This is a genomic window from Streptomyces sp. NPDC020875, from assembly GCF_040641415.1.
Taxonomy (GTDB): Bacteria; Actinomycetota; Actinomycetes; order Streptomycetales; family Streptomycetaceae; genus Streptomyces.
The window spans coordinates 59,202-81,774 of sequence record NZ_JBFADP010000025.1 but is presented as its reverse complement, the minus strand read 5'-3'; the positions used below and the strand labels follow the sequence as shown (position 1 = coordinate 81,774).

Sequence of the window (22,573 nt, the reverse complement as noted above, 5' to 3'; positions counted from 1 at the left end):
CCGCGGCAGGCATGGTCAGCGGCCGTGGTGCTCCTTGAGGTACTGGGCGAGCTGGATCTTCACGCTCGCCATGGCGCTGTACGCCGACATCGCGGGCCACAGGCCCTGGTTCTTCTCGGCGTCCTTCAGGAGCTGGTACGCCTCGCGGACCAGTTCGTCCGGGTCGGCGTCGATGTGGCGCAGCGGGCTGGTCAGACGGGCGAATATCCCGGCCATGGGCGGGGTCTCCTTCGAACAGCGGGGGCGGGTGTCAGGGCTTGGGGAGGGCGCGGCACCGGGCCGCGTGGTCCTGGGCGGGCATATGCCGTCCGGCGTCCTTGAGGATCAGGCCGTGGTCGAACGCCAGGCCGTCGCCGGGGTTGTTCAGCGGCACCCATCGCACGGCGGTGGCGTCGGTGCTGGCCCGGGCGATGGTGTCGGCGGGGACACGGACGAGGTAGGCGACGCTGACGTACCGGCCGCGGGAGTCCCGGGCGGGCGCGTCGTAGACGCCGACGAGGACCAGGTCGTCCGGCGCTACCGCGACTCCGGTCTCCTCCAGCAGCTCGCGGGCGGCGGCGTCCCGGGACGTCTCGCCCTCGTCGACGTGCCCGCCAGGCAGGGCGAGCTTGCCCTGATGGGGCGGCCAGCCGCGCTCGATCAGCAGCACGTCGTTGCCGCGGACGCACACCACGTCGGCGGTGTAGCGGATCGTCTCCGGCGCGGTATCGGTCATGTTTCCTCCGGGTTGGCTGGCGGCCGGGCTGTCCGGCTCCCCGCGCCCCGCCCGTCCCGGCGCGGTGCCGGACGGGCAGGGGAGGCAGCTGTCAGACCGGCTCGCGGTCCCCGGCGAGGACGGCGACGTCGAGGAGACGACCGCGCTGCACGGCGATCTCCGTACGGGCCCGGTGGACGAGCGGAGTGGTGGTGCTCCAGACGCCGTCGCCGTACTCGTTCACCGGCGCGATGAACCAGGCGCTCGCGTCGATACCGGCCTCCGAGGCGACCTCGGTGAGCGGCAGTTCGTGCTCGTACCCGGCGACGGCGGCCTGCTCCTCGGCCAGAACGGCGAGCTTCCCGGCGACCGCGTCCCACACGCGGGCCGCGTCCAGGGCCACGGTCTCGGCGTCGCCCAGGCGCAGCAGCTGCGCGCGCCACATACCGTCCGGCGTCTCCCAGAACGCGCCGAACACCTCGGTGAGCTGGGTGTGCGCGGTCTCCCACGCCGCCCACAGCGGCGCTGCGGTGCGCAGGACGGGCTCCGCCCGCAGACGGAGCCGGGCCTTGGACCACAGGATTTGGGCCACCTCGTACTGGGTGCGGATCGCCTCCAGCTGCCTGCGATCGAGCGCCCGGTCCTCGTACATCGCGATCGGGGTCCGCGGCTCGGGCTCCCGGCCGGTGAACGCGGTGAAGGAGAAGGTGGTGGTGTGGTGGGGGCCGGGCTCGGCCCGCAGGAAGTGCGGGTGGTGGTACCGGCTGATGTCGGCGACGGGCGCGGGGGCGGGGGTGTCCGGCCCGGCCGGGGCGGATCGGTCCGGGTTCGGTGTGAGGCCGGATTCGTCGAGCGCGTTCGTCAGCGCGATGGTGCGGGACATACGGGTCGTCCTCTCAACTCCGTGGAGGGCAGGGCCCTGGGCACTCTTCCCCGGGCCGGAGCATGGGGAAGGCAGGCCGCCCGCACGACGGGCGGCCTGCCTTCCAGTGGTGCAAGGGCGTGGGCAGGGATCTGTGATCCGCTCCCGCCGGGCGGGCCAAATCAGTCGCGAGCCAGGCGGTGGACCCGCTCGGGCCCGCCGCCGACGGCGGCGACCCGGGTGCCGTAGTCGCAGACTTCGGCGCCGCGCGTGTCGCAGCCCCGGCGCGTCAGCGCCGCGGCCAGGGTCCCGGTGCCGGAGGTGAACGCGGCCCGCGCCTCCTGGTCGCCGGACTCGATGGCCTCGCTGGTGCCTCGGGTGAGCCGCTGGTGGCCCTGGACCTCGTTGACGGTGTCGCGCAGCCGACGGAACAAGAACGGCCCCGCTCTCTGGATGGTGCTGCAGATCCGGGCTGTCCGGCTCCCCTTCACCGCCCCCGGACCGGCCTATGGCCGACGCGAGCGGATCAGGCAGCGGACAGAACCGGTCAGGCAGCAGCGCGGCGGGCGGCGCGGCGCTTCATCCGGCGCCGCTCGTCCTCGTCGAGGCCGCCCCATACTCCGTCGCTCTGGCCGGACTCCAGGGCCCACTGGAGGCACTGGTCGATGGCCGGGCAGCGGTGGCATACGGCCTTGGCTTCCTCGATCTGGTCGAGTGCCGGTCCGGTGTTGCCGACGGGGAAGAACAGCTCGGGGTCTTCCTCCCGGCAGACCGCGTTGTGCCGCCAGTCGATCCCAGCGGCCGGTACGGCCGTGACCTGGGCGGAGCTGGTGCGGATGATGCGGATGATGTCGCCGCGCATGCGGTCCTCCATCGGGTCGCGCGGTTCCGGGACGGTCCCGGAACCGGTGAAGCGGGCGGGTCAGGGTCGCTGGTGCTTCTGCCGGGCGAGGTGCTGGTCCTGCAGGACCGCCAGGGCGCGGAAGAACCTCGCGCCGTCGGGGCAGAGGTCGTCGTCGGCGCAGGAGGAGCAGCCGCGGAGGTGGGTTCGGAGCTCGCGGTGGGCGGCCATGTAGCGGTCGTAGAGCGGGTCGTTCGGCATGAGGGTGGTTCAGCTCCTGGTCCGCCCCGCCGTACGGCGGGGCGGTGGGTGGAGGGTGGTGACAGCCCGACCGGTGTCCCCCAGGTCCGGGTGACGAGGTGAGCCGGGCCCAGGAAAGTACGGTCCGGGACACCCGAAAGCGGGCGTCCCGGACCGCAGACATGAGGCCGGGCGCGCGTCAGCGGCAGCCGTCGCAGACGCCGCCGGGCCAGTCGTCGAACCACTGGCCCGCCGCGCCGGTCGGCGCGGCAGCCGGGAGCAGCGCGGCGGTCGGGGGAGCGGCGGGCGGGCAGTCGTGGCCCTTGCAGTTCCACCGGCCGCATAGCCAGCACTGACCGGCCGTCAGCAGCTGGTCCAGGGCGGACAGAGAGCGGCGGGCAACCGTGCTGGGGGCGTAACTCTGGCCAGTACCACCGCACGCGGTGCAGGACCGCCACGTCCGGCGGACGATCCCGTCGGAGCTGGTGTCTTCGGTCCGGCCGCCGGCGCCGGCGCACGACGGGCAGGCCCGGGCGGCCATGTCGGCGACGGCCCGGCGGTCGCCGTCGGCGACGAGATACGCGACGAGCTGGTGGAAGACCTCGTCGTCGTGGGGCTCCAGCCACCGCTGGTTGTCCTCGCGCTCGATCTCCTCGACCGACGAGGCCGTCGTACGGCGGGCCCAGGGCTGGGCGCAGTGGCAGTGGATCCGGTGGCAGGTCCCGCAGCGCGGGCTGTCGTCCAACGCTACGGCCCGGGCGGCCGGGCGTGTCATCATGATCTGCACAGGCGTTCTCCTTGTCATGGTGTTGGCCTGTGGCGCCGTCCGGAGCTCTCATCTCTCGGGCGGCGCGCTTTTTTCGAGGCGTCCTGTAGCCCCAGATCGCCCCCGGCCGTGAGTGCGGCCAGGGGCGATCTGCAGAACAGGAAAACCATCTGGTCACCGGTGGTCGCAGGTCCCGGTCCGGCCACCGGCCGGGGCGGGTCGGCGCGCGGAGGCGGGGGCGTTCACCTGCGGGCGGCCGACCGAATGGAGCCGGGTGAGCTCGTCGGTCAGCTGGCGGATCCGGGCGACGACCGGGACCAGCTCGTCGCGGGGCAGGCCGCCCTTCACGAGCGTCTTGTTCGCGGCGAGGAGCTGGTCCTCGAGGCGCTCGACGTGGGGGCGGGGGTCGCGGGGGAGCGGGCGGACCATTGGAGTTCTCCTTCGGCTCGATGGTGGTGGGCTGGTCGTACGAGCAGCCACGGCCGTCCCCACCCCGAAAGGGGGTGGGGGCGGCCGTGGTCGATCGTCCGGCTCGGGGTTACCTGCGGGCGCGGGAGGTCGTCGTGACGGTGCCGGTCACCGCCGACGCGGAAATATCGAGGTCGTCGCGGCCATCCGTGCCGTGGATTCGGATGCTTCCGGAGACCGCCCGGGCGGTGATCCGGCCACGGGCGGCGGGGGAGGCGGTCAGCCGGACCGACCCGCTCGTCGTACGGATACTGGCGAGCTCTCCGCCGTAGGCGCCGACGGTGACCGAACCGCTGACGGACTCGGCGTCGACCCGTTCCGTCACCGTCCCGGCCGTGATGCTGCCGCTGACGCTCTCCGCGCTCATCCGGGATACGGACTCGGCAATGATCGACCCGCTGACCGTCGTCGCGGTCAGCCCGGCGAGCACACCGTGAGTACGAAGGTCGCCGGACGACCCGGTATAGGTGACAGACGACCCTGCGGGCAGGACGACGAGGACCTCGACGCCGGTCGACCCGGTCATCACGGTGCCCCGGCCGCCGTGGCCGTTGATGTTGAGGCCGTTGATATGAACCGTGCCGCTGAGGACAATTACACCGCTGCCGCGGATACCGGCGTAGACCGTGGGCGGGACCGGCGGGACGACGACGCTGAGCCGGTTCCCGGTCTGGTGGATCCGCGTACGGGCAGCAGCCTCGGCGGCCGGACCGTCCGGGTCACCGGAAGTCACTTCGACGCGGGCGGCGGTCGCGGCCGGGTCGACCACGACGCGTACGGCGCCGTCGGGGCAGGTGATGTCCGCCAGGACCGGACCGGCGTCCGCGAGCTTGCTGATCATGGGCACTTCCTTCCGTAGAGGTATCGAAGGGGCGGCTGGTCGTACGAGCAGCCACGGCCTCGGCCGCCCCCTCTTACGGGGGGCGGCCGAGGCCGTGGTCGATCGTCCGGACGTCAGGCCGCCGAAGCCGCCGGGAAGATGCCCGCCGGGTCGTCGGCCGGGAGTCGCTGTGGCTTCAGCGGCGCCGGGGGCATCCAGCGCGCGCCCGGCTGGTCCATCCCGTACGGCAGCTCCCGGTGCCGGGCGTCCTCGAAGGCGGCGAGCGCCTGGTCGAGCAGGCCGGTCAGGACCGGCCACGCGTGCCCGGGCTCCGGCAGCGCCAGGAGCTGCGCCGCGAGGAGCCATACGTCCTGGGTGACGTCGTCGGCGTCGGCGACCGGGTCGGCGCCGATCTCGGCGAGCTGCTCAGCCGCGGCGGCGGCGAGCCGGGCGGAGTAGCGGGCGTAGAGGCTGTCCAGAGTGGTTCGCATCAGGGTCTCCTCGGGTGGCAGGGCATGGAGAAGCGGCCCCCGGGAGACGGTCTCCCGGGGGCTCGTGGTGCGGTACGGAGGTGTTGGTCAGCTCGCGCGGTGCTCGGGGCGGAGCGGCTGGAGCGGCACCGGCGGCGCGCCGAGCGGCGTGTCACCGGCGGGCCGGTAGGCGCGGCGGGTGTCGGCGTCGCGGACGGCGGGCTCGGTCGACGCCCACTTCATCTCGCGCAGCAGCCACAACGGCCGACCGTCACCGTGCTCGTCACCCGTCGGCGCCTGCTTCTGGGCGGCGATCTGGCTGACGGCCGGGGCGACCGCGACCTTGGGCTTGCGCAGCACGGTGGTCTTGCGGCGGTGGCCGGTCTCCGCGTGTCCGTCCTCCAGGCACTCCGCCCACTTCCGGACCGTGAGGTCGACCGTGACTAGGCGGTTGCTGCCCAGGCGGCAGCGGACGGACGGGGCCTTGCCCGCGAGGCCGGTGTCGTGCGGCACGACCTTGGGCCTCTTGGTGCCGAGGCCGGTGATCGGCACCCACGTCTCACAGTCGGGGCAGACCAGCGAGGCACAGGCCGGGCGCAGGTCGTACTGGTGGGGCTTGAGGGTGGAGAGGGCGAGTGCCGGGCGGGCGCTGACGGTGCGTGAGCGGGTCCGGCTCCGGCGGGGTCGGGCGGTGTGCTCAAGGGTCGAAGCAGACATCTGAACTCCTCGTGAACGGAGCGACAGGGAGCGCGTCGCGATGCTCTCTCCGCCCTCCGAGCCGCACGGCAAGAGACCGGCGTCCCGCAGGACAGACAGCGCACAGCGCTGTGACGTGCATGCATTCGTCGTGCCGTCAGGCTCCGGGGGAGTTCGATGGTGCTCTCAACCCCGGCCGCCCCGAGGGGCGGACGACTACTGCGGTGGCACTGAGGAGCGGTAACCCCCGCTCAACGGAGAGTTAGGGCTATCGCTATCGCCCAGTAGAGACCATGCCAGGCTGCAGAGTCAATAGCGATAGCTTTATTCGTGTCGATCGGTTGTGCTCGTACATCGCTGCCTGATAGAGCTAGCCCTAGAATCAGATCAGCACAGCACTCTGAAAGGTGGCACCGATGCCCGTCTCGTATCGCGACATCGCCGCTGACCTGCGACAGCAGATCGGCGAGGGGCGATACATGCCGGGCGACAAGCTGCCGATGCTCACCGAGCTCCAGGCCCAGTACGGCGCTGGCTACCAGACCGTGCGAAGCGCTATCTCGCTTCTGGAACAAGAGGGCCTGGTGGTCGCGGTACGCCGCAGAGGGACCATCGTGCGGGAGCGGTCTGAGAAGCGGCGCATCACCCGGTCCCGCCAGGTCTTCCGCGATGAGATCGGCTACTACTTCGACCCGACTGCCCAACCCTGGGTGGCCTTGGAGCCTCCCGCTCTGCGTTGGGGCGTCGTGCCGGTCGACCTTGCTGCCCTCATGGGTCTCGCCACCGGATCCGAAGTCCTCGTTCGCGACCGCGTAATGGGCGATCCCGAAAGCAGGAAGCCGATGCAGCTGGCCACCAGTTACCTGCCGGCCGACCTCGCTCGAGGGACTCAACTCGCGGAGGCCGACACAGGACCCGGTGGCATCTATGACCGCCTGGAGAAGATGGGCCACCGCCCGCTCCACTGGAGCGAAGGTGTCTCCGCCCGCATGCCTTCGCCTGAAGAGGCGGAGGCATTGAACCTCCCAGCCGACGTTGGCGTTCCGCTCCTGCGCGTCGTGCGAGTCACGACCAGCCCTAACGGCAAGGTTGTCGAGCTGAACGACACGAGAATGAGCGCCGAGGAATTCGAGATCGGCTACTCCATCCGACGCCACGCGAGTGCTCGCCTCGCTGATGACGACGGAGATGGTGACGACGACCGTTGACAGCACCTCGCGTGCCATGGCGCCCCTCCCGTCGGCTGATGATCTCGTGAGGGCCATCACACTCGGGCCAGGCGGAACGAACCATCACAGCGGCTTGTCCAAGCTCGTACGCACCGCCATTCACGCGTTTTCAACATCCGCGTATACATGCGATTTGCCGCGCGAGCCCTAGGCTCACGGCCATGGCGATGACGGAGGGTCAAAGGGTGGGGAAGCAGCGAGTTGGGTGGAGGCCGGACCGGCTGCGGGAGCAGCGCGAGGCCCACGGCCTAACCCTGGAGAAGGCTGGCGAACGGCTCCGGGAAGTTGCTGAACGAGCCAGGCTCAAGGGCATTCCGGCTGCGAATCCTCAAACTTTGTGGCAGCACGAGCAGGGGGAGGTCTACCCCGGCCCGCACTACCGGCGTGCCTACTGCCTGTTGTACCGCGCTACCGAGCCTGATCTCGGCTTCCGTGCCGCGTTGCCGGGGGAGGAAACGTCGTCGTTCAAGCTCACCCCAACTGATGACCGCATCAACGGATCTCACGTCCTGGCTGTCGAGCGCGCGATCCACCGGATCACGCCCGGTTCAGACGAGGCCGATCACTTCGACTTGCAGCAGCGGATCATCGACGCGTGGAAGCGTCGGCACACGGGCGGCGACCCTCACCGCCCCGTGCTCATCCTGGTCGGCGGCTTCGCGGGCAGCGGCAAGACCGAGCTGGCCCGGTTCTTCGTTCAGCTGACCGGCTGGCCGCTCCTCGACAAGGACCCGCTCACCCGCCCGCTTGTAGAGCGCCTCCTAGTCGCGCTGGGCGGCGACGCAAATGACCGGCATACCGAGCTCTACCGCGAAAAGGTCCGGCCCGTGGAGTACGACTGCCTGATGCAGTCGGCGCTCGCGAACATGCGGTGCGGGATCTCCAGCGTGCTCTCGGCACCGTTCATATCGGAGCTGACGAACCCGGCCTGGATGCAGCGTTTGGTCAACCGGGCGGGCTCGATGGGCGTAGATGTCTACCCGGTGTGGGTTCGCTGCGACGAGGAGTCGATGAGGGAGTACATCACCTTCCGCTCAGCGGCCCGCGACGCGTGGAAGCTCCAGCGGTGGGACGAGTACATAGACACGATCGACCTTGATCTGCGCCCGGCGGTGCCGCACCTGGTCGTCGACAACCGGCTGGGGACCGCGGTGACGCTCGCGGACCAGGCCCGACAGGCGATGGGGGCGATGTACACGTGAACCCGAAACTGGGCGTGATCCTGTACGGCCCGCCAGCGTCGGGCAAGGACACCGTCACCACCGCGCTCACCGGGCTAAACCCGAAGTACGCGCAGTTCGCCCGGCTCAAGGTCGGAACCGGCAAGTCGGCCGGCTACCGGATGGGCACCGCTGAGCAGCTGCGCAAGCTGGAGGCCGCAGGCGACGTCGTCTACGCGAACACGCGGTACGGCAACACGTACGCGATCGACCGGCCCGGCCTGGACGCGGCGTTCGCGGCCGGGGTGCCGGTGGTGCACCTCGGGCAGGTCGACGGGATCCGTGCGCTGGTCGACGGCTACGCGGCTGGCTGGTCGGTGGTGCTGCTGTGGTGTCGGCGCGAGGTGACCGAGCAGCGGTCCGCGGGGCGCGGCGACAGCGACACCGCAGCGCGCCTGGCGGCGTGGGACGCGACCCGCGAGGACCTGGACACGCACCCGGGCATGGTCTGGGACCTGACCGTGGACACCACAGCGTCGGCGCCGCAGGGCGCGGCGCGGCTCATCGACGAGGTGCTGGCGCAGCAGGCGGGAGCGGCGACGGCATGAGCGCGGGCTACGGCTGGGCGAGTCGGTCCAGGGCGTTGTTGAGCGTGAGTTCGCTGTCGTCCTTGGCGTTGTTCCACCGTGCGAGCGTGCTCGCGGCCGCGCGCAGCATCTCGGGCGGGAGGCCGGCGGCCGCGAGGGTGTCGGCGGCTTCCTCCAGCTCCGGCCCCCAGCGCCAAGCGCGCGCTGCGGTCTTGGCGACGTACTGCGGCTCGGACAGGTACGAGTCCGTACGCCGGGAAGCGACCTTGATGAGCTCCTGGTCGACACCGTGCTCCCGCGCCATGCCGACCGCGAGCGCCGCCAGCACCCGCGAGGTCTTCTGGAACGCCGCGTACGACAGCTTCAACGCGGACGCCTTCCCCACCTTCGTACCCAGCACCGCCGTCCGGACGGCGGTGCCAGCGAAAAGCGCTTCAACGCGCTCGGTTCCGGGCGCCGGGCCGGACAGGTACAACGTCGGCGTCTTGCCGCCGACCGGCGGGGAGCCGACGACACCGCCGTCCACGACGGTCGCGCCGCCGTCGAGCAACGCGGCGATCCGCTGCGTGCGCTCGGGGTTGATGGCGTTCGCCTCTACGTACACCCCGGCGAAGCGGTACCCGGCGACATCGCGGGCGAGGTCCTCGGCCGCGGCTGGCGGGCAGAGGCTGATGACGATGTCGCTGCGGTCCAGCAGTTCGGCCAGCGTGGCCACGGGGGTCAGCCCGAAACGGGCGGCTCGCTCCACGGACGCGGTGCTGCGCCCGGTCCCGCACCACAGGGCCGCGGCCGCGTTGGTCGCGGCGCAAGCGGCGACTGCGGCGCCCATGCTGCCGGGGTGGAGGATGCCGACGGTCGGCTGGTCCACGGCGCTACTCCTCGGTGAGCAGGATGGTAATGGCGTCGGTGACATCGTCGACGACGTGGTTCGCGGCGGGGAGCCCGTCGGGCCAGGGTCGACCGCGCAGCCAGATGGTGCGCAGGCCAGCCTGGTGGCCACCGCCGACGTCGCCGGTCGGGTTGTCGCCGACCATCCAGCCGCCATCCGCGAGGCTGACGCCGCACCGGCTGGCTCCGAGTTCGAAAAGGCGCCGGTCCGGCTTGCGGATCTCAAGATCGCCCGAGGCAGCGACTCCGTGCACCAGGTCGGCGAGTCCGGTGCCAGCGAGCTTGGCGCGCTGGATGTCGCCAGCCCCGTTGGTGATGACGCCGATCGTCCATCCACCCGCGCGCAGGCGGGCCAGGCCCTCAAGGACCTCGGGACGGCAGGTGACAGTAGCCGACATGAGATCGACGTACTCCTGCCACAGGTCCGCGGCCGAGGCTTCCAGGTCGAAGGCTTCGCGCAGCCGAGCGAAGTCGTCAGCGGTTGCTCGGTCGGCGAGTTCGGTGCGCAGCCACTGGTCGGCGTTTGCGGCGAGCGCGTTGGAGCGGCACAGGGCGGTCACGGCATCGTTGAGCGCCAGTTGCCGGTCGACCAGGGTGTTGTCCAAGTCGAAGAGCACGAGGGGCATATGGGCGATTCTCTTGTCTCTTCCTACAGGAAGGGGGTCTTCCTGGCGGACATGCGCTTAATGGTGAAGGGTGTGACGCACCAGTCAGCGCGAGTGGAAGGGGCGAGTGAGATGATCATGCGTTTCTTCCACCGGGGCCGCTTCTGCTGGGGTAAGGGCTGCGAGAGCGGACCTAAGCGTCACGGAGTCTTTCTTCCATCGTTTCGGTGCGATGAGCTTCAGTCTCGGTGTGCCCTCCGGACGGAGTACCTGGCTCTTGCAATCAATGACGGGGATCAGCCCCAGGTTGTGCCCGTACAGGAGTACGGGCTTCTGCGCGATGAGCGAGCGGAGCTCGAGGCGCGCCACGGGGCCGAGGAGGTTGACACGGCTGCCGGCCCGTTTCTGTTTGCCGACGATGACCAGGCCGTCAAGCTGCTCAACGAAGCGGTCCCATTCGTAGGGCCGGTCATCGCCGAAGACACTCCGGTAGTGGAGTACCTCTACCTCAGCCGGAAGCTCTTCGGTGATCTGCGCGAGCCAGCTCTCCCACTTAGGGCTGTTCGCCGTCCGGGGTGCCGCGCTCACGTACACGCGCACCGGACTGCCGGGCTCTCGCACTGCGGCGGTCCGTTCCATCGCGGCAGCGAAGCGGCGCCGCTGCGCCGGGGTCGCGAAGGTCTCGACATCAAGGTCGCTGGTATCGAGGTCGTCGGTCGTCACACTGCTCATCATGCCGGTCCCCGGATCCCGCGTTGTGCTCAGGGGGCGGATGCTGCCGTTATGGCGGTACGTCAGGAAGGCGTGAGCGAGGGGCGACACGGTCGGTACCGGGGTGCTGATACTGCCCGTGATGGGAGTAGGGTGTCCGTGGATAAGATCACCACAGACATGGCTAAGCCCCGCGAGGCTGCACTCCGGGGCACGGCCGCAGACCTTACAGAGAATGGTCTCGACATGCTCCAGGATACCCGCACCCTTCACCAGACACATAAGGCACCCGCTGCCGTCGCAGCGACGACCTGCGCGTCGCTCCGGCTCGAGGGTGCCTTTTTCATGCTTCCGCGACGGATCAGCCGCGGGTACGCCTCGCTCCTCGTGGAGGTCGCGACGACGTGATCCTGTGAGGGCGGCACCTGCGATGCAGGATTTCCAGCCGCCTGGGGCCGAGCCCTTGGTGTTACCAGCACCCCGGCTCAGCGCCCCGTCCGAATCTCCGCTCGAGCCCCTGCAAGGGCTCTCCCGGAGGAGTTGTTCGACCCGGTAGCTCGGCTTCGAACAGTTCGATCTTGGTTCTTCCGGAACCCAAAGCCCACAACTGGGGCTTTGTGCTGTCTGAAGGCATGGCCCCCGACGAGGAGCCATTTTGCCGTACCTCCGTGCACTTTTCCACCCCACCTGCGCCCGTTTCGAACGCATTCGGGGTGGCACGTTTTCGCCATCCTTGTTCTCCGCAGCGGTTCGTAGGCCCTTTCGTCCCGACTTCGCCGGTCGGCGCCCGGCGTGCCGCCTTGATCAGGGGCCGGGGCGATGCCTTGTTCGGACCTCGTCGGCGGACATCGGATCCCGGCGGGTCGCGCGGCGGGGTCCGGGGCTGGGTGGGGGAGGGGGTTGCGGGGCTTACCCCCCGGCGGTCCACGGTGGCGCTATGACTCCCACCTCTTCCTCGCCGTGCCCCTGCATGCCCGCCTTGTACCGCGTCCCTCCAGGCGGGACGGTCCCGCATGGTCACCGGGCGGATCACCTTCTGACAGCTTCGCGGGATGTCCGGTGAGCGCGGTCGCGGTGTCGGCCGCTGCGGTGGACCGCCCTCTCGGCGAGGGCGCCGCCGTCTCCTCCGGCGTGCCCGCGGGGCGGGTCCCGGGGCCGCGCCGGGCTGTCGATGGCGTTCCGGTCGTCGTGTTCTCTCCGGTAGTGGGTACGGGGCAGTCGGTGTCGGGTACGCGGTCGCGGCGGGCCGAACCGCGGGCGTGGCTGCGGTCGGTGGTGTGGCTGGTCGGGTCGGGGCTGCATCCGAAGGCCGGCCCGGCGACGCTCGTGGTGGCGCGGGATCTGGCCGCGCGGATGGACTACCGGCGTGGGCTGGTGATGTACGACCTGGACGGCACGGTCGCGCGTACGGGGTTGTCGCGGGCGACGGTGAAGCGGCATGTCGCCGTGTTGCGGGAGTTGGGTGCGCTGGCGTGGTGGCGGCACGGCTCGAAGCGGAATCTCCACCTGCCCGGCCGGGCGTACACCGCGACGGCAACGATCTACGCGGCCGTCATCCCTCCGGTGTTCGACGAGGCGATGGGGCACCGGCTGACCGGTCACGGGTACGAGGCCCGGATCTGCGGAGTGACCGAGGCGGGCCGCGAGCGTGCGATCGCCGAGGCGGCGGCGAAGACGGGGAAGCCTGTGGATAACCAGGTTGTGGACAACTCCGGTCCCCAGGGCCGTGAGCCCCATTCTCCTGGTCGTTACCCCCGATCACCTGAAGCTGAGGTTGAGAGGGGTAGTAAAGACACCTCGCGCAAGCGCGCGAGTCGCCGAACCGCATCGCCCCGCCCCCACAAGTCCACGACCAGCAGCAGCAGCAACAACGGGGGCGGTCCTCGTCGGACGGCCGCGCAGACGTGGCGGTCGATCTGGGTGACCCGGCAGGTGCGGGCCCGCGTCAACTGGACCCAGACCGCGCCGCTGCGCCGTCTGGATTACGTGCTGCGGCCGTTCACGGACGCCGGGTGGGACGCCGACATGATCTCGGCCGAGCTCCACTCCTGGATGCTGACCTGGCGCCCGGCCCGCCCGGCCGAGTACATCCGTACCCGGCTGGCCCGGCAGGCCGCCGCCGAGCACCAGGCCGCCGAGCTCGAAGCCGCCGAAGGCTGGAACGACGACGAAGCCGCCGGGACGTTCCGGGCCTCCCGCCCCGATCTGGTCGCCGACGTCCTGGCCGGGCTCGCCCAGGGCCTCGCTGCCTACTCCGCCCACCAGGCCGCGAACGGCCTCGACAACCTCCTCGGCGACGAGGCGATCGACGCCGCGGCCGACATGGCCGCCTTCCTCGGAACGGGAACCACCGCATGACCGCCACCAGCACCACCGGCGCGGTCGGCGGTACGGACCAGCTGACCGGCGTCGACCTGGCCCGCGTCGCGCTCGCCAACGCCCGCGCCGCCTCGAAGACGCTGCCGCAGACCAAGCGCCGCACCGGCGCCTCGACCCGCCGCAGGCGCGGCGACGGCCGGGACCCGCTGCCGTTCGGGGCCACGATCACGCAGATGATGGCCGAACGCGGCTGGGACACGGCCGCCCGCGGCGGCAGCGTCCTCGACCAGTGGCCCGCCATCGCCCCCGAACTCACCGGGAAGGTCGACGCCGTCTCGTTCGACGAGGAGACCCGGACCCTGCACCTGCGGCCCTGCTCCGACGCCTACCGCACCCAGCTCCACCTCCACCAGGCGCAGATCATCGCCAAGGTCAACGAAGCCGTCGGAAACGACACCGTCCGCCACCTCAAGATCCTGGTCCCCGGCGGCGTTGCCGCTCCGACCGTACCGGCGTCCGGCGCCCCGCCGGTACGAGAGAAGCCGGCTCCGGCCAGGCAGCCGGCCGGGCCCCGGCCGAAGAGCGCCGGGTATCTGGCCGCGCTCGCCGCCCACCAGGAACACCGCACCACCCACGACCACGAAATGGACACCCGAGTCCGCGCCGCCGCCGAGCACCAGACCCGGCGACTACGGCAGAACCGGGAGCCCGAGACGGCGTTCACCGAGATCACCGCCCAGGAGGAGATCCTCCGAAACCAGCACGGCCGGGCTCGTACCCCGGACAGGCTGGAGGCCAGCGTCCGGGCCGCGCTCGCCTACAAACGGCGCAGTGAGACTCCCGCACCGGCGCACCGGCTCTCTGCGGCATCATGACGACTACGCCGAACGACCCGACGGGATACGCCTTCACGGGTGCCGGACGCCGTCAGCCACTTGGAAGAAGCCCTTGGTGAGCGAAAGGCAGCAGGTCAAGCTGGGGTTCCGCGAGATCGCGGCGACGCTGCGGAGCGAGATCCTCGATCGTCGGTATCCGACGGCTTCCGTCCTGCCACCGGCAGCCGGAACTGGCCCTGAAGTACGGAACCTGCCGCAGCCTGGTGAACCGGGCGATGAGCCCCGGAGCGCACGGTCACCGACTGGAACGGCCAAGCCGTCACTCTTCTTCGGGTACGGGCGTTGTGCGGGGCATGGACTGGACTGAGCTGCTCAAGGAGCTCGCCGACGCGGTGGCGGTGCGCAACCGCAAGGTGGCCAGCCTGCGCACCGCCGGATCCCGCGTGGCCGAGCTGACAGCGGAAGCACTCGCGGCCGGCGCCCCGGGCCCACCGCTGCGCCGCATCCTCGCCACCATGGAACCGCTGGTCACCCAGGAGCGGCCACACGTGTGCGGACAGAGTCCCCTCGTCCCGCCCAAACACCCGGCCCAGATGCCACAGCGGACCGCCGTCACGCCACCCGTCCTTCTCCAGCCGCCGTCCGCGAACGACGCTGTCGGCCACCCCGAACCGGTCCGCTTCTCACTGCATGAGGCATGGCACAAGAAGATCCTGCCCTGGAAGCCGTCGACGACCCGGACCTACATGCACAAGCGCTCCCCCAAACGCGGCATCCCCGTGCCCGAGGGAAAGCTCGACAGACACACGGTCCGCTATACCGAAGAAGAGCTGAGGATCTGGCGGGCGGCCTGGGAGAAACAGACCTCCCCCGCCACTGGCGGGCGTGTTCCACAAGGCCCGCCGCAGGCCTCCGGCTGACGGATCCTGCCGGGGTCCTACGGCTCGGGGATGAGGCGTACGACGGTGACGGTCAGGATCCCGGTGGAGACCATGTAGCGGACGATCACCCGGGAGACCACTGCCTCACGCCGGTCCTTGTCACCACCCACCGGTGTGGATCCGTGTCCGTAGGGGTTGGTACCGAGAGTACGGGCCACGGCGGCCCTGAAGCTGCTGGGAGAGGCGAGCTTGCCGAGCGCTTCCTCGGCGGCGGGAGCGAAGGCGATACGGTAACTCACGCGGCCGCCGTCCCCAGCCCGGCGGCCTGCCGCTCGGCGAGCAGGAGGACATCGACACGGTCGAGCTCGTCACCGGGAATGACCTCCAGCGCCCACTTGCGCACCAGTCGGCCGACCGTGGCAGGGGAAGCCGCAGCGATCTCCCCGTCGAACACCGGGCGCAGCTCGGCGGACAGCGCGGACCGCACATCCCCGACCGTAAGAGGCACCACAAACCGCTCACCATGCACGTCGACGGTCACGGGCCCCGCAACAGGGGGCCTGGGCTCGCGGTCCAGCTCCGCGAACGCGGCCTGCTGCGCCCTGATCCGCTCAACAACCGCCTCCTCCTCCGGATCCGGGACGGTCGACACCGGCTCGGCCATGACGCTCACCCCCTCCTTCTCGGCTTCCCGCCACGCTACCGGCGAACCCGGCAGAAAATGGGCCGGAACCGGGTACCGGACGTGTGTTTACCCGTTCACTCCGACGTCGTACCGCTCCCCGTTCCACCGGGCCTGGCAGCTTGACGGTACGAATTCAGCGCCCCACCCATCGGGGAAAGCATTGATTCGCTGCCAGGCGGTGCCTCGTCAGTGGATAGGGTGCCGTCACGAGCCAGCTCTGCACGTGCATTCGTGAACGGACGCGCCTGTGGTCAGCCGCCCTGCCGCCTGACGGGAAAATCATGCCAAAGAGCAAGCACCGTCGCAGGTCACGCACCAACCGCACACCTGACTACATTCAGATGCCCAACGGAATCTGAGCTGCCAGACGACATCGGCCTCGACTACGAGAACGACGGAGTGGAAATCCTCCGGAATGCCGATCGACCTCGGGAACGAATGGACCGATCGCCTCGACCGCGTCGAAGCTCTCGCCATCAGCAAGAAGATCTCGGCTGAGGACCGCAGCCACCTCGCGGCGTTCCCCGAGATCGTCGTGCTCACGCACCTGATCCTGGACCCGCCCACATCCGCCCCCGACCCCAAGGAGCTCTACCTGGCAACGACCGCCGAGCTGAGCCGACGATTCGCACGGATCTACACCACCCTCGGAACCCAGGACCCCCTCTACCGGCACTTCTGCCTGCCGCCTGACTTACGGCCTGGACCAAGTGTCTAAACCCGATCAAGCCGTGGAATTATCGGGCCGCCGGACAGGCGCGTGATCTCTGTGAAGGATGGTGGGTGGACATGGCTACCGACTGGGAATGGGACGACACATTGTTCTCGGGCACAGCCACCTACTACCGGCGCGGGAGGCTCCCTTACGCCCCCGGGCTGACGGACGTGCTCGCCGAGGTTTTGAATCTTGACGGGCGAGGCCGCCTCATCGACGTGGGGTGCGGACCGGGCATCCTCGCCCTGAGTCTGGCGCACTTGTTCACCGAGATTGTGGGCGTGGACCCGGACAGCGGAATGATCGCCGAAGCCACTCGCGAAGCCGCCGAACGCGGAGTGACCGGGAAAGCGCAATGGGTCCAGGCCCGGGCCGAGGATCTGCCAGCGGGTCTTGGAACGTTCACCGTCGCGATCTTCGCCCAGTCCTTCCACTGGATGGATCGCGACCTGGTGGCGGCAATCACCCGGAACATGCTCCAGCCCGGCGGGGCGCTGGTGCACATCTCCGACTTGAAGACGGAGTCCCGAACCGTCGACGGTCTTCCCCATCCGGCGGTGCCCTACGCGGCGATCGAAGAGCTGGTCAGGCACTACCTCGGACCGGTCCGGCGAGCCAGCCGGGGCGTGCTGCCGCAGGGAACACCCGGCGGCGAGGCCGCGGTGCTCGCCCGGGCAGGATTCGCCGGTCCTCAGCGCCGTGTCGTCCCCGGCAGACAGGCGCTGGAACGCACGGGTGACGACGTCGTCGCGGGGGTGTTCTCGATGTCGTTCTCGGCTCCGCATCTGTTCGGCCCGCGCCGCGACGAATTCGAGGCAGACCTGCGTCGGCTGCTGCGAGAGGTCTCCCCGGAGGACCGGTTCTCCGAACGCCAGCCGAGCACCGAGGTCTTCGTCTGGTGGAACGACCCCGCCGAACCGACACCTGCGCCGGCCACGTGACCCTTCTGCGGAGGCCAACTCATTTGAGAATGACACCGCACCGAACTTTCACACCATCTGGCAGCCCTCCAGGTCGGGGCCTTGTCACCTGCCAACTGGAATGCGACGGGACAGCCCAGGTCAGAGGGCCGGCGGTCCGCGCCGCTTTGCACGGACCGTCGAGGATCCGACACGGGCGTGAGACTCTCGCGTCCGACTCGTCGTGAGACTTCGGATGAAGCCGCAGGTCATGAAGACGGCATCCGACACGAACGGCGAGAACCTACACGGCTTATGAGAACCGCAACGCCCGTGCTGGAATCTCGCGGTCGATGGCGGATGGAAGCCGGATCCGACATCGACCGCGCAACACTTCGACTCAGCGGGTTGCGCCGTCCCCGGTGCTCGCCGATCGTTGCGGTTACCCACGAGCGGCGAGACTGCATCGGCTCAGCACGCTCCACGAGCCGCCTGAACACCCCTCAGGGTGAGTATCTGGACTGCGCGCCACCCCGCCGGGCCGGGCGGCGATCAGCCGTCAGATCGCGGCCGAGGTCGACCGGGAGCTGCCCGGCCTGGCCCACGGTGAGCGTCGTCGCGTCCTCGAGGAGCGGCTGCGCGATCACGCTGCTGTCGAGGCGGAGGAATTCGTGTGGCGCCACGAGCAGGCCCGTGCGGAGCGGGCCAGGCGCGAAGCGGCCCGGGGGGCAGCCGCTGAGCAGCGCGAGCGCCAGGCCACGGCCGACGCGGTCCGTCAGGCGCTGGCGTGCGGGGACTGCGGCCGGGAGCGGTCGGCCGGGCTGTGCGAGGTGTGCGGTCACCGTCGTCAGACCGGGGCCCTGACCGTGGAGGCCGGTCTCCTCGCGGCGGCCGGGTCGGCCGACCTGAGCGACCCGGGAGGCGTCGCGGCCGCCGTCGCCGAGGTCCGTACGGCCATCGGGGGCAGCACCGCCGCCGCGTGGCAGGAGTTCCTCCAGATCACCGACGCCGCCACCCTGGAAGCCGACCCGCAAGCCGCCGCAGACGCATACGCGTTCACCGCGTTCCAGATCGCGCAGCAGGCCGTCGGCGCGTACCAGGACAACGCCCTGATGATGCTCGGCCGCAGCGAGACCGCCCGGGCCGAGGCCCGCAAGGCGTACGCCACCGAGCTCGCCAAACCGTGGCACAGGGCCGTGCCCGACAGCGACGACACCCACCGCGCCGCGACCGAAGCCGCCGCAAGGGCGCAGACCCGCACCGCCGAACACCTGCTCGCGGCGCGCCTCGAGGAACTGCACACCCAGACCCGCCCCACCCCGGTCCAGCCCGAGACGTGGGCACAGCGCCTGCCGCAACTGGCCGCTCGCCCGCTGGACGGCGACACCGGGGCGGTGACCGCATGACCGGCGAGCCGAGCGGTATCGACCTCGCCCGCCAGGCCCTGCTCGCCGCCCAGGAAGCCCCCAAGAAGAACGGCGCTGGCCGCGCGGCGAAGCCGAAGCGGCGCACCACCACCGCCGTACGGCGGGACGGGCGCGAGCCGCTCGGGCTCGGTGCGGCAATCGGGATGATGATGACCGAGCGCGGCCTGGTGGCCCCGGCCGCCGGCGGATCCGTCTCGCTGATGATGATCGCTGCGCGAGCCCTGTTCCTCGCCACAGGAGCATGGCCAACTGGCACCTCCAGCGTCGCGCTACCAACCCCGCACGGCTTGTTGGCACTGATCACCACGCTGGAAATTCGCATGCAACGGCTTTCAGTCATCTCGGTTCAACGTGCGCCGATCACCCGTTCATGACGTTCCTCACAGACACCACGAGGTGCATGGTTGCAACCGTCACGATCCGGGATGCCGTACCTCCAGGGCTCGAGTTGCAACAGCACAGCTGGTCGACCTGCGATCAATCGGTGATAGGGGCCATTGCTGAGCGGGTGCACAGACAGGGGCGATATCTCCCTTTCTAACTGAATGCACAAGTTGCGCAATTCAACCCTTTTAGGCCACGCTAGGTTGCCGTGCGCATTTTCTGACTGCACCGGAAGGATCAGACATTTTTTTGGCTACCCATTGCATCTATCGCGTTTCGGCAGTTACGGTCCACGGCCAAAAGATCTTGATTTCAAACCTGACGGGGCACTTGACATGCCGAATCGTGAAACTTTCAACACTGGGGCCTCGCCCGTCGCGGGACGCGGCAACATCCCTGCAGTCGCCATTGGCTTAAATCAATCGATCGCTACCAACTCGCTCGCGACCCTCCTGAGCAAGCAGGCAGATAGGACTCCAAACCATCCTGCGGTGCGCTACGGAGCTCAGAATCTGACCTACCGGCAGCTGAACCGAAAAGCAAAACACCTGGCTTCCCTTTCGTCTCGACCGTCCCCACCCTGGCCGCGCTCTGGCCGTCCGCCGCCTGTGGAGAAGCGCTGTCGACTAGGCCTGCGAATCGCTGGGCCGATCATGGCACGCAGAGACATCCGGGTGCCATCCTCTACTGACACGGAGAGCAGAGTACGAACATTGCTGGAAGCCGTAGCCCAAAAAGACGCAGGACCAGGCGTAGAAGTTGCGTCCAGCATGCTGCCGGTCTACACGTCACACGACGAATACTTATTTATTCGCGTACTGCAGATGTTCGAGGTAACTTTTGCCTTGATGGCCAGTCAAATAAAGATCGCAATCTTGCGCTTAACGCGCAGCGAGGCTGAGAGGGCTACAGAGGCTATCCTCCTGGCCGAGCGATCCCTGAGCGAGTCGGCGCCCTTATTTTCATTACTGGTGACAATGCAGGTGGAATCCTTCCGAACTTTCCGGGATTTCACAGAGGGTGCAAGCGCCATCCAGTCGCAGAACTATAAACTCATGGAATCTCTTTGCTGCTCCCCGAGTGAAGAGCGCCGAGACTCTCCTGCCTACTATTCAGTTCCCGACATCAGGCAGCGGATCCTTGAGGGGCAAGTTTCCCTGGACGATGCCTATGGCCGGTTCGCTGCGCAAGCTTGCCCCGATGCTAATAGTCGACACCTAGTTATGGATGCGCTCGAGCTCTTCGCATCGACAATGCGCCGATGGCGTAATACTCACTATCGACTTGCCGTCCGGATGTTAGGTGATCGGTCGGGCACCGGCTACACGGAGGGAACCCCGTATCTGCGCGAGGTGAGAGAGGTTCCGGTCTTCCGAAAAGTTTCCGGAACCCCAGAGGGTCGGGCGCATGACTGAAGGCCGTGTGCCGGAGATCCGCATGCTTCCTGAACCGGAGAGGCATGCCATACCGCAGGGCAAACGCAGGCGCATCGTTGTCGTGTTGGGTGGCCTAGCAGCGCTCCCGCCGCTATCCATGGACATGTATATTCCGGCTCTCCCCGAAGTCAGCCGGGCCCTTTCAACACCAGCTTCATCCGTTCAGCTCACCCTGTCCGCTTGCGTGGTCGGCTTAGCTGTGGGGCAACTCCTGGTCGGTCCGCTAAGTGACCGTTGGGGCCGTAGGCGACCCCTCATCATAGGAATGCTCGTCTTCACACTGGCCACTGCAGCGTGCGCGATGACGAACTCCATCGAGACCTTAGTCGCATGGCGATTGATCCAGGGGCTCGCTGGTTCCTCAGGTATCGTGCTGTCACGCGCTATCGTGTGTGACCTGTTCGAGGGAGCCGCGATGGCCCGGTTCTTCTCAGCCCTCATGCTGGCCTCGGGCGCCGCAACGATTGGCGCACCGGTACTCGGAGGTCAGATCCTTCGCGGAACTGACTGGCGCGGCATTTTCATTGCACTGGCTGTCCTTGGACTACTTCTCACCCTCGGTGTATGGAAGTGGCTGAGGGAGACATCTCCTGGGAAGTCCGCCTCCGGCCGATCGAATTCCGGCTGGTTCCGTACAACTGGCGAGCTGCTCAGCAACCGATCCTACGTCGGCTACGTGCTGACGAACGGACTCGCGTTCTCTGCGCTTTTCGCGTGTGTCGCGGCTTCTTCCTTCGTCTACCAGGAGATTTTCGGCGCCTCAGCCCAGACATACAGCCTGATGTTCGGGATCAGCTCCCTGGGCCTGGTTGCGGCAGGTCAATTGAACGGAAGAGTTTTGATTCGCCGCTGGTCACTTGACCGCGTTCTACTGGCCGGCATCGTCGCCGCGCTCCTGAGCTCGGCGGCCCTGTTCGGTATGGCCATGTATGGCATCGAGGCGATGGGTCTAGTACCTACTGCATGTGCCATGGTATTGCTCATGGCTTCCATGGGTCTTATCTTCCCCAATGCCAACGCGCTGGCTCTGGCCGATTCTGCCGGACACGCAGGTTCGGCTTCCGCGCTCCTCGGGAGCGCCCAGTATCTTCTCGGCGCAATCGTATCCCCAATCGTGGGGATTGCTGGCGAGGATACTGCACTCCCCATGGCGGTCGTTCAGCTCACCGTCTCTGCAGCAGCCTTACTAACCCTTATCTGTGTATGCCGTCCATGTTCTGCATTGCTAAGGCGGGACGGCGATAGGCCCCCCAGCGGCCCCGGCGAAGTTAGACCAGCAACGGGACCTAACCATGAGAGACTTTAAGAGCATTTCTCCCAACGACTCACCTCGTGGTGAGCCCTTGATGGTCGTTCAGGCCTCTCTCCGTGTCGGTTTGTGCTGGAGGCCGCGGTCATGAGGTTGGTGATCGCGAGGTAGACCATGGCGGTGGAGCGGGCGGTAAGGGCTTTGCAGCCGAGCGTTCTCTCCACCGCCCACATGCGCGGGATGCTCCCGCGACAGCGTCCGGGCGCCGTCACGCCGCGCCCGGATTCCACACCTGTAGCAGGTGTGAAGACCTCTGTCCGTACCAGCGTGCGGCGCACGGCGCCCGTCCCCGCCATCCCGTCGCACGGGACGCGGTTCAAGATTCCTGCGCGTCTGACGGGAGGAACCGCCTCTGCCGCCGGGTTCAAGAATCTGTCCACAGGTGATCTGGTCCAGGGTGGCGGGATGATCACCGCTCCCTAGCGCCGGACCGGCACGGTCGTACGGCGGGACGGGCGCGAGCCGCTCGGGCTCGGTGGCAATCAGCATGATGATGACCGAGCGCGGCCTGGTCGCCCCGGCCGTCGGCGGCAGCGTCCTCGCCCACTTCGACGACATCCTCGCCAGGGCCGCGCCCGAGCTGGCAGGACGCGTGCAGGCGACGGCGTGCGACGCGGACACCGGCCGCCTGGACGTCGTTCCCGA

The 22,573-nt window shown here is 68.8% G+C and carries 29 protein-coding genes; 12 read left to right on the top strand and 17 right to left on the bottom strand.

Annotation, left to right across the window (positions count from 1 at the left end; translation table 11 throughout):
- Window positions 1–15: 15 nt before the first annotated feature.
- The 11 genes from AB0G74_RS16775 to AB0G74_RS16725 all read right to left on the bottom strand — a co-directional run bounded on the left by AB0G74_RS16775 (window position 16) and on the right by AB0G74_RS16725 (window position 5,878).
- On the bottom strand, window positions 16–216 hold the full coding sequence (locus AB0G74_RS16775) for a hypothetical protein (RefSeq protein WP_361146407.1): 201 nt from the start codon (window positions 214–216) through the stop codon (window positions 16–18).
- A 34-nt stretch (window positions 217–250) separates the two neighbouring features.
- Window positions 251–715 carry an NUDIX hydrolase gene (locus AB0G74_RS16770; RefSeq protein WP_361146405.1) on the bottom strand — a complete coding sequence of 155 codons (465 nt, stop codon included), beginning with the start codon at window positions 713–715 and terminating at the stop codon, window positions 251–253.
- 91 nt (window positions 716–806) lie between these two features.
- Complete coding sequence (locus AB0G74_RS16765) at window positions 807–1,577, bottom strand: hypothetical protein (protein ID WP_361146404.1); 771 nt, start codon at window positions 1,575–1,577, stop codon at window positions 807–809.
- Window positions 1,578–1,738: 161 nt separating this feature from the next.
- Window positions 1,739–1,990: a hypothetical protein gene (locus AB0G74_RS16760; RefSeq protein ID WP_361146401.1), complete on the bottom strand. Its 252-nt coding sequence runs from the start codon at window positions 1,988–1,990 to the stop codon at window positions 1,739–1,741.
- A gap of 113 nt (window positions 1,991–2,103) precedes the next feature.
- Window positions 2,104–2,349 carry a WhiB family transcriptional regulator gene (locus tag AB0G74_RS16755; protein ID WP_361146462.1) on the bottom strand — a complete coding sequence of 82 codons (246 nt, stop codon included), beginning with the start codon at window positions 2,347–2,349 and terminating at the stop codon, window positions 2,104–2,106.
- Between the two features lie 129 nt (window positions 2,350–2,478).
- Window positions 2,479–2,658, bottom strand: a complete 180-nt coding sequence (locus AB0G74_RS16750; RefSeq protein ID WP_361146398.1) for a hypothetical protein — start codon at window positions 2,656–2,658, stop codon at window positions 2,479–2,481.
- Between the two features lie 178 nt (window positions 2,659–2,836).
- The gene (locus tag AB0G74_RS16745) at window positions 2,837–3,424 is read right to left on the bottom strand and encodes a hypothetical protein (RefSeq protein ID WP_361146395.1); all 588 of its coding nucleotides are present in this window, start codon (window positions 3,422–3,424) and stop codon (window positions 2,837–2,839) included.
- A gap of 153 nt (window positions 3,425–3,577) precedes the next feature.
- The gene (locus AB0G74_RS16740; protein ID WP_361146392.1) at window positions 3,578–3,832 is read right to left on the bottom strand and encodes a hypothetical protein; all 255 of its coding nucleotides are present in this window, start codon (window positions 3,830–3,832) and stop codon (window positions 3,578–3,580) included.
- Between the two features lie 109 nt (window positions 3,833–3,941).
- Window positions 3,942–4,712 carry a DUF4097 family beta strand repeat-containing protein gene (locus AB0G74_RS16735; RefSeq protein WP_361146389.1) on the bottom strand — a complete coding sequence of 257 codons (771 nt, stop codon included), beginning with the start codon at window positions 4,710–4,712 and terminating at the stop codon, window positions 3,942–3,944.
- A 113-nt stretch (window positions 4,713–4,825) separates the two neighbouring features.
- Window positions 4,826–5,182, bottom strand: a complete 357-nt coding sequence (locus tag AB0G74_RS16730) for a hypothetical protein (RefSeq protein WP_361146386.1) — start codon at window positions 5,180–5,182, stop codon at window positions 4,826–4,828.
- 87 nt (window positions 5,183–5,269) lie between these two features.
- Window positions 5,270–5,878 (bottom strand): hypothetical protein, encoded by a 609-nt coding sequence (locus AB0G74_RS16725; protein WP_361146383.1) that lies wholly within the window; start codon window positions 5,876–5,878, stop codon window positions 5,270–5,272.
- Window positions 5,879–6,273: 395 nt separating this feature from the next.
- Between AB0G74_RS16725 and AB0G74_RS16720 the strand changes: the two genes are divergently transcribed.
- The 3 genes from AB0G74_RS16720 to AB0G74_RS16710 all read left to right on the top strand — a co-directional run bounded on the left by AB0G74_RS16720 (window position 6,274) and on the right by AB0G74_RS16710 (window position 8,854).
- Window positions 6,274–7,065: a GntR family transcriptional regulator gene (locus AB0G74_RS16720; protein ID WP_361146380.1), complete on the top strand. Its 792-nt coding sequence runs from the start codon at window positions 6,274–6,276 to the stop codon at window positions 7,063–7,065.
- 182 nt (window positions 7,066–7,247) lie between these two features.
- Window positions 7,248–8,288, top strand: coding sequence for an AAA family ATPase (locus tag AB0G74_RS16715; protein WP_361146377.1), 1,041 nt, complete (start codon window positions 7,248–7,250; stop codon window positions 8,286–8,288).
- Window positions 8,285–8,854, top strand: a complete 570-nt coding sequence (locus tag AB0G74_RS16710; protein ID WP_361146374.1) for a guanylate kinase — start codon at window positions 8,285–8,287, stop codon at window positions 8,852–8,854. Before AB0G74_RS16715 ends, AB0G74_RS16710 begins: the two co-directional genes overlap by 4 nt.
- Before the next feature lie 7 nt (window positions 8,855–8,861).
- On the opposite strand, the gene AB0G74_RS16705 is transcribed toward AB0G74_RS16710, so the two are convergent.
- The 3 genes from AB0G74_RS16705 to AB0G74_RS16695 all read right to left on the bottom strand — a co-directional run bounded on the left by AB0G74_RS16705 (window position 8,862) and on the right by AB0G74_RS16695 (window position 11,049).
- The gene (locus AB0G74_RS16705) at window positions 8,862–9,701 is read right to left on the bottom strand and encodes a DUF1932 domain-containing protein (RefSeq protein WP_361146371.1); all 840 of its coding nucleotides are present in this window, start codon (window positions 9,699–9,701) and stop codon (window positions 8,862–8,864) included.
- Between the two features lie 4 nt (window positions 9,702–9,705).
- Window positions 9,706–10,347, bottom strand: coding sequence for an HAD family hydrolase (locus AB0G74_RS16700; RefSeq protein ID WP_361146368.1), 642 nt, complete (start codon window positions 10,345–10,347; stop codon window positions 9,706–9,708).
- A gap of 84 nt (window positions 10,348–10,431) precedes the next feature.
- Window positions 10,432–11,049, bottom strand: a complete 618-nt coding sequence (locus AB0G74_RS16695) for a hypothetical protein (protein ID WP_361146365.1) — start codon at window positions 11,047–11,049, stop codon at window positions 10,432–10,434.
- Between the two features lie 1,209 nt (window positions 11,050–12,258).
- Between AB0G74_RS16695 and AB0G74_RS16690 the strand changes: the two genes are divergently transcribed.
- From AB0G74_RS16690 to AB0G74_RS16680, 3 genes are all read left to right on the top strand, one after another.
- Window positions 12,259–13,395 (top strand): cell wall protein, encoded by a 1,137-nt coding sequence (locus tag AB0G74_RS16690; RefSeq protein ID WP_361146362.1) that lies wholly within the window; start codon window positions 12,259–12,261, stop codon window positions 13,393–13,395.
- Complete coding sequence (locus AB0G74_RS16685) at window positions 13,392–14,231, top strand: DciA family protein (RefSeq protein WP_361146360.1); 840 nt, start codon at window positions 13,392–13,394, stop codon at window positions 14,229–14,231. Before AB0G74_RS16690 ends, AB0G74_RS16685 begins: the two co-directional genes overlap by 4 nt.
- 314 nt (window positions 14,232–14,545) lie before the next feature.
- Window positions 14,546–15,112 carry a hypothetical protein gene (locus tag AB0G74_RS16680; RefSeq protein WP_361146357.1) on the top strand — a complete coding sequence of 189 codons (567 nt, stop codon included), beginning with the start codon at window positions 14,546–14,548 and terminating at the stop codon, window positions 15,110–15,112.
- 17 nt (window positions 15,113–15,129) lie between these two features.
- Here AB0G74_RS16680 and AB0G74_RS16675 read toward each other — a convergent pair whose 3' ends face one another.
- Window positions 15,130–15,372 carry a hypothetical protein gene (locus AB0G74_RS16675; RefSeq protein ID WP_361146354.1) on the bottom strand — a complete coding sequence of 81 codons (243 nt, stop codon included), beginning with the start codon at window positions 15,370–15,372 and terminating at the stop codon, window positions 15,130–15,132.
- Window positions 15,369–15,737 (bottom strand): hypothetical protein, encoded by a 369-nt coding sequence (locus AB0G74_RS16670; RefSeq protein ID WP_361146351.1) that lies wholly within the window; start codon window positions 15,735–15,737, stop codon window positions 15,369–15,371. Before AB0G74_RS16670 ends, AB0G74_RS16675 begins: the two co-directional genes overlap by 4 nt.
- A gap of 436 nt (window positions 15,738–16,173) precedes the next feature.
- Between AB0G74_RS16670 and AB0G74_RS16665 the strand changes: the two genes are divergently transcribed.
- Both AB0G74_RS16665 and AB0G74_RS16660 read left to right on the top strand, forming a co-directional pair.
- Window positions 16,174–16,476, top strand: coding sequence for a hypothetical protein (locus tag AB0G74_RS16665; RefSeq protein ID WP_361146348.1), 303 nt, complete (start codon window positions 16,174–16,176; stop codon window positions 16,474–16,476).
- Between the two features lie 71 nt (window positions 16,477–16,547).
- Window positions 16,548–17,414 (top strand): class I SAM-dependent methyltransferase, encoded by an 867-nt coding sequence (locus tag AB0G74_RS16660; RefSeq protein ID WP_361146345.1) that lies wholly within the window; start codon window positions 16,548–16,550, stop codon window positions 17,412–17,414.
- Window positions 17,415–17,875: 461 nt separating this feature from the next.
- Here AB0G74_RS16660 and AB0G74_RS16655 read toward each other — a convergent pair whose 3' ends face one another.
- Complete coding sequence (locus AB0G74_RS16655) at window positions 17,876–18,055, bottom strand: hypothetical protein (RefSeq protein ID WP_361146342.1); 180 nt, start codon at window positions 18,053–18,055, stop codon at window positions 17,876–17,878.
- On the opposite strand from AB0G74_RS16655, the gene AB0G74_RS16650 reads away from it, so the two are divergent.
- The 4 genes from AB0G74_RS16650 to AB0G74_RS16635 all read left to right on the top strand — a co-directional run bounded on the left by AB0G74_RS16650 (window position 18,044) and on the right by AB0G74_RS16635 (window position 21,925).
- Window positions 18,044–18,778: a hypothetical protein gene (locus AB0G74_RS16650; protein WP_361146339.1), complete on the top strand. Its 735-nt coding sequence runs from the start codon at window positions 18,044–18,046 to the stop codon at window positions 18,776–18,778. The two genes, AB0G74_RS16655 and AB0G74_RS16650, sit on opposite strands and share 12 nt — an antisense overlap.
- A complete protein-coding gene (locus AB0G74_RS16645; protein WP_361146336.1) occupies window positions 18,775–19,173 on the top strand; it encodes a hypothetical protein in 399 nt (132 codons plus the stop codon). The genes AB0G74_RS16650 and AB0G74_RS16645 overlap by 4 nt, the downstream gene beginning before the upstream one ends.
- 780 nt (window positions 19,174–19,953) lie before the next feature.
- Window positions 19,954–20,598, top strand: a complete 645-nt coding sequence (locus AB0G74_RS16640; protein ID WP_361146333.1) for a hypothetical protein — start codon at window positions 19,954–19,956, stop codon at window positions 20,596–20,598.
- Window positions 20,591–21,925, top strand: coding sequence for a multidrug effflux MFS transporter (locus tag AB0G74_RS16635; protein ID WP_361146330.1), 1,335 nt, complete (start codon window positions 20,591–20,593; stop codon window positions 21,923–21,925). Before AB0G74_RS16640 ends, AB0G74_RS16635 begins: the two co-directional genes overlap by 8 nt.
- Window positions 21,926–22,573: the final 648 nt, after the last annotated feature.

Excerpts from the sequence above, each read along its gene's own strand:
- AB0G74_RS16775 (WP_361146407.1), bottom strand. The coding sequence starts at position 216 with ATGGCCGGGATATTCGCCCGTCTGACCAGCCCGCTGCGCCACATCGAC.
- AB0G74_RS16770 (WP_361146405.1), bottom strand. The coding sequence starts at position 715 with ATGACCGATACCGCGCCGGAGACGATCCGCTACACCGCCGACGTGGTG.
- AB0G74_RS16765 (WP_361146404.1), bottom strand. The coding sequence starts at position 1,577 with ATGTCCCGCACCATCGCGCTGACGAACGCGCTCGACGAATCCGGCCTC.
- AB0G74_RS16750 (WP_361146398.1), bottom strand. The coding sequence starts at position 2,658 with ATGCCGAACGACCCGCTCTACGACCGCTACATGGCCGCCCACCGCGAG.
- AB0G74_RS16740 (WP_361146392.1), bottom strand. The coding sequence starts at position 3,832 with ATGGTCCGCCCGCTCCCCCGCGACCCCCGCCCCCACGTCGAGCGCCTC.
- AB0G74_RS16735 (WP_361146389.1), bottom strand. The coding sequence starts at position 4,712 with ATGATCAGCAAGCTCGCGGACGCCGGTCCGGTCCTGGCGGACATCACC.
- AB0G74_RS16730 (WP_361146386.1), bottom strand. The coding sequence starts at position 5,182 with ATGCGAACCACTCTGGACAGCCTCTACGCCCGCTACTCCGCCCGGCTC.
- AB0G74_RS16725 (WP_361146383.1), bottom strand. The coding sequence starts at position 5,878 with ATGTCTGCTTCGACCCTTGAGCACACCGCCCGACCCCGCCGGAGCCGG.
- AB0G74_RS16720 (WP_361146380.1), top strand. The coding sequence starts at position 6,274 with ATGCCCGTCTCGTATCGCGACATCGCCGCTGACCTGCGACAGCAGATC.
- AB0G74_RS16715 (WP_361146377.1), top strand. The coding sequence starts at position 7,248 with ATGGCGATGACGGAGGGTCAAAGGGTGGGGAAGCAGCGAGTTGGGTGG.
- AB0G74_RS16700 (WP_361146368.1), bottom strand. The coding sequence starts at position 10,347 with ATGCCCCTCGTGCTCTTCGACTTGGACAACACCCTGGTCGACCGGCAA.
- AB0G74_RS16685 (WP_361146360.1), top strand. The coding sequence starts at position 13,392 with ATGACCGCCACCAGCACCACCGGCGCGGTCGGCGGTACGGACCAGCTG.
- AB0G74_RS16680 (WP_361146357.1), top strand. The coding sequence starts at position 14,546 with ATGGACTGGACTGAGCTGCTCAAGGAGCTCGCCGACGCGGTGGCGGTG.
- AB0G74_RS16670 (WP_361146351.1), bottom strand. The coding sequence starts at position 15,737 with ATGGCCGAGCCGGTGTCGACCGTCCCGGATCCGGAGGAGGAGGCGGTT.
- AB0G74_RS16665 (WP_361146348.1), top strand. The coding sequence starts at position 16,174 with ATGCCGATCGACCTCGGGAACGAATGGACCGATCGCCTCGACCGCGTC.
- AB0G74_RS16660 (WP_361146345.1), top strand. The coding sequence starts at position 16,548 with ATGGCTACCGACTGGGAATGGGACGACACATTGTTCTCGGGCACAGCC.
- AB0G74_RS16645 (WP_361146336.1), top strand. The coding sequence starts at position 18,775 with ATGACCGGCGAGCCGAGCGGTATCGACCTCGCCCGCCAGGCCCTGCTC.
- AB0G74_RS16640 (WP_361146333.1), top strand. The coding sequence starts at position 19,954 with ATGCTGCCGGTCTACACGTCACACGACGAATACTTATTTATTCGCGTA.
- AB0G74_RS16635 (WP_361146330.1), top strand. The coding sequence starts at position 20,591 with ATGACTGAAGGCCGTGTGCCGGAGATCCGCATGCTTCCTGAACCGGAG.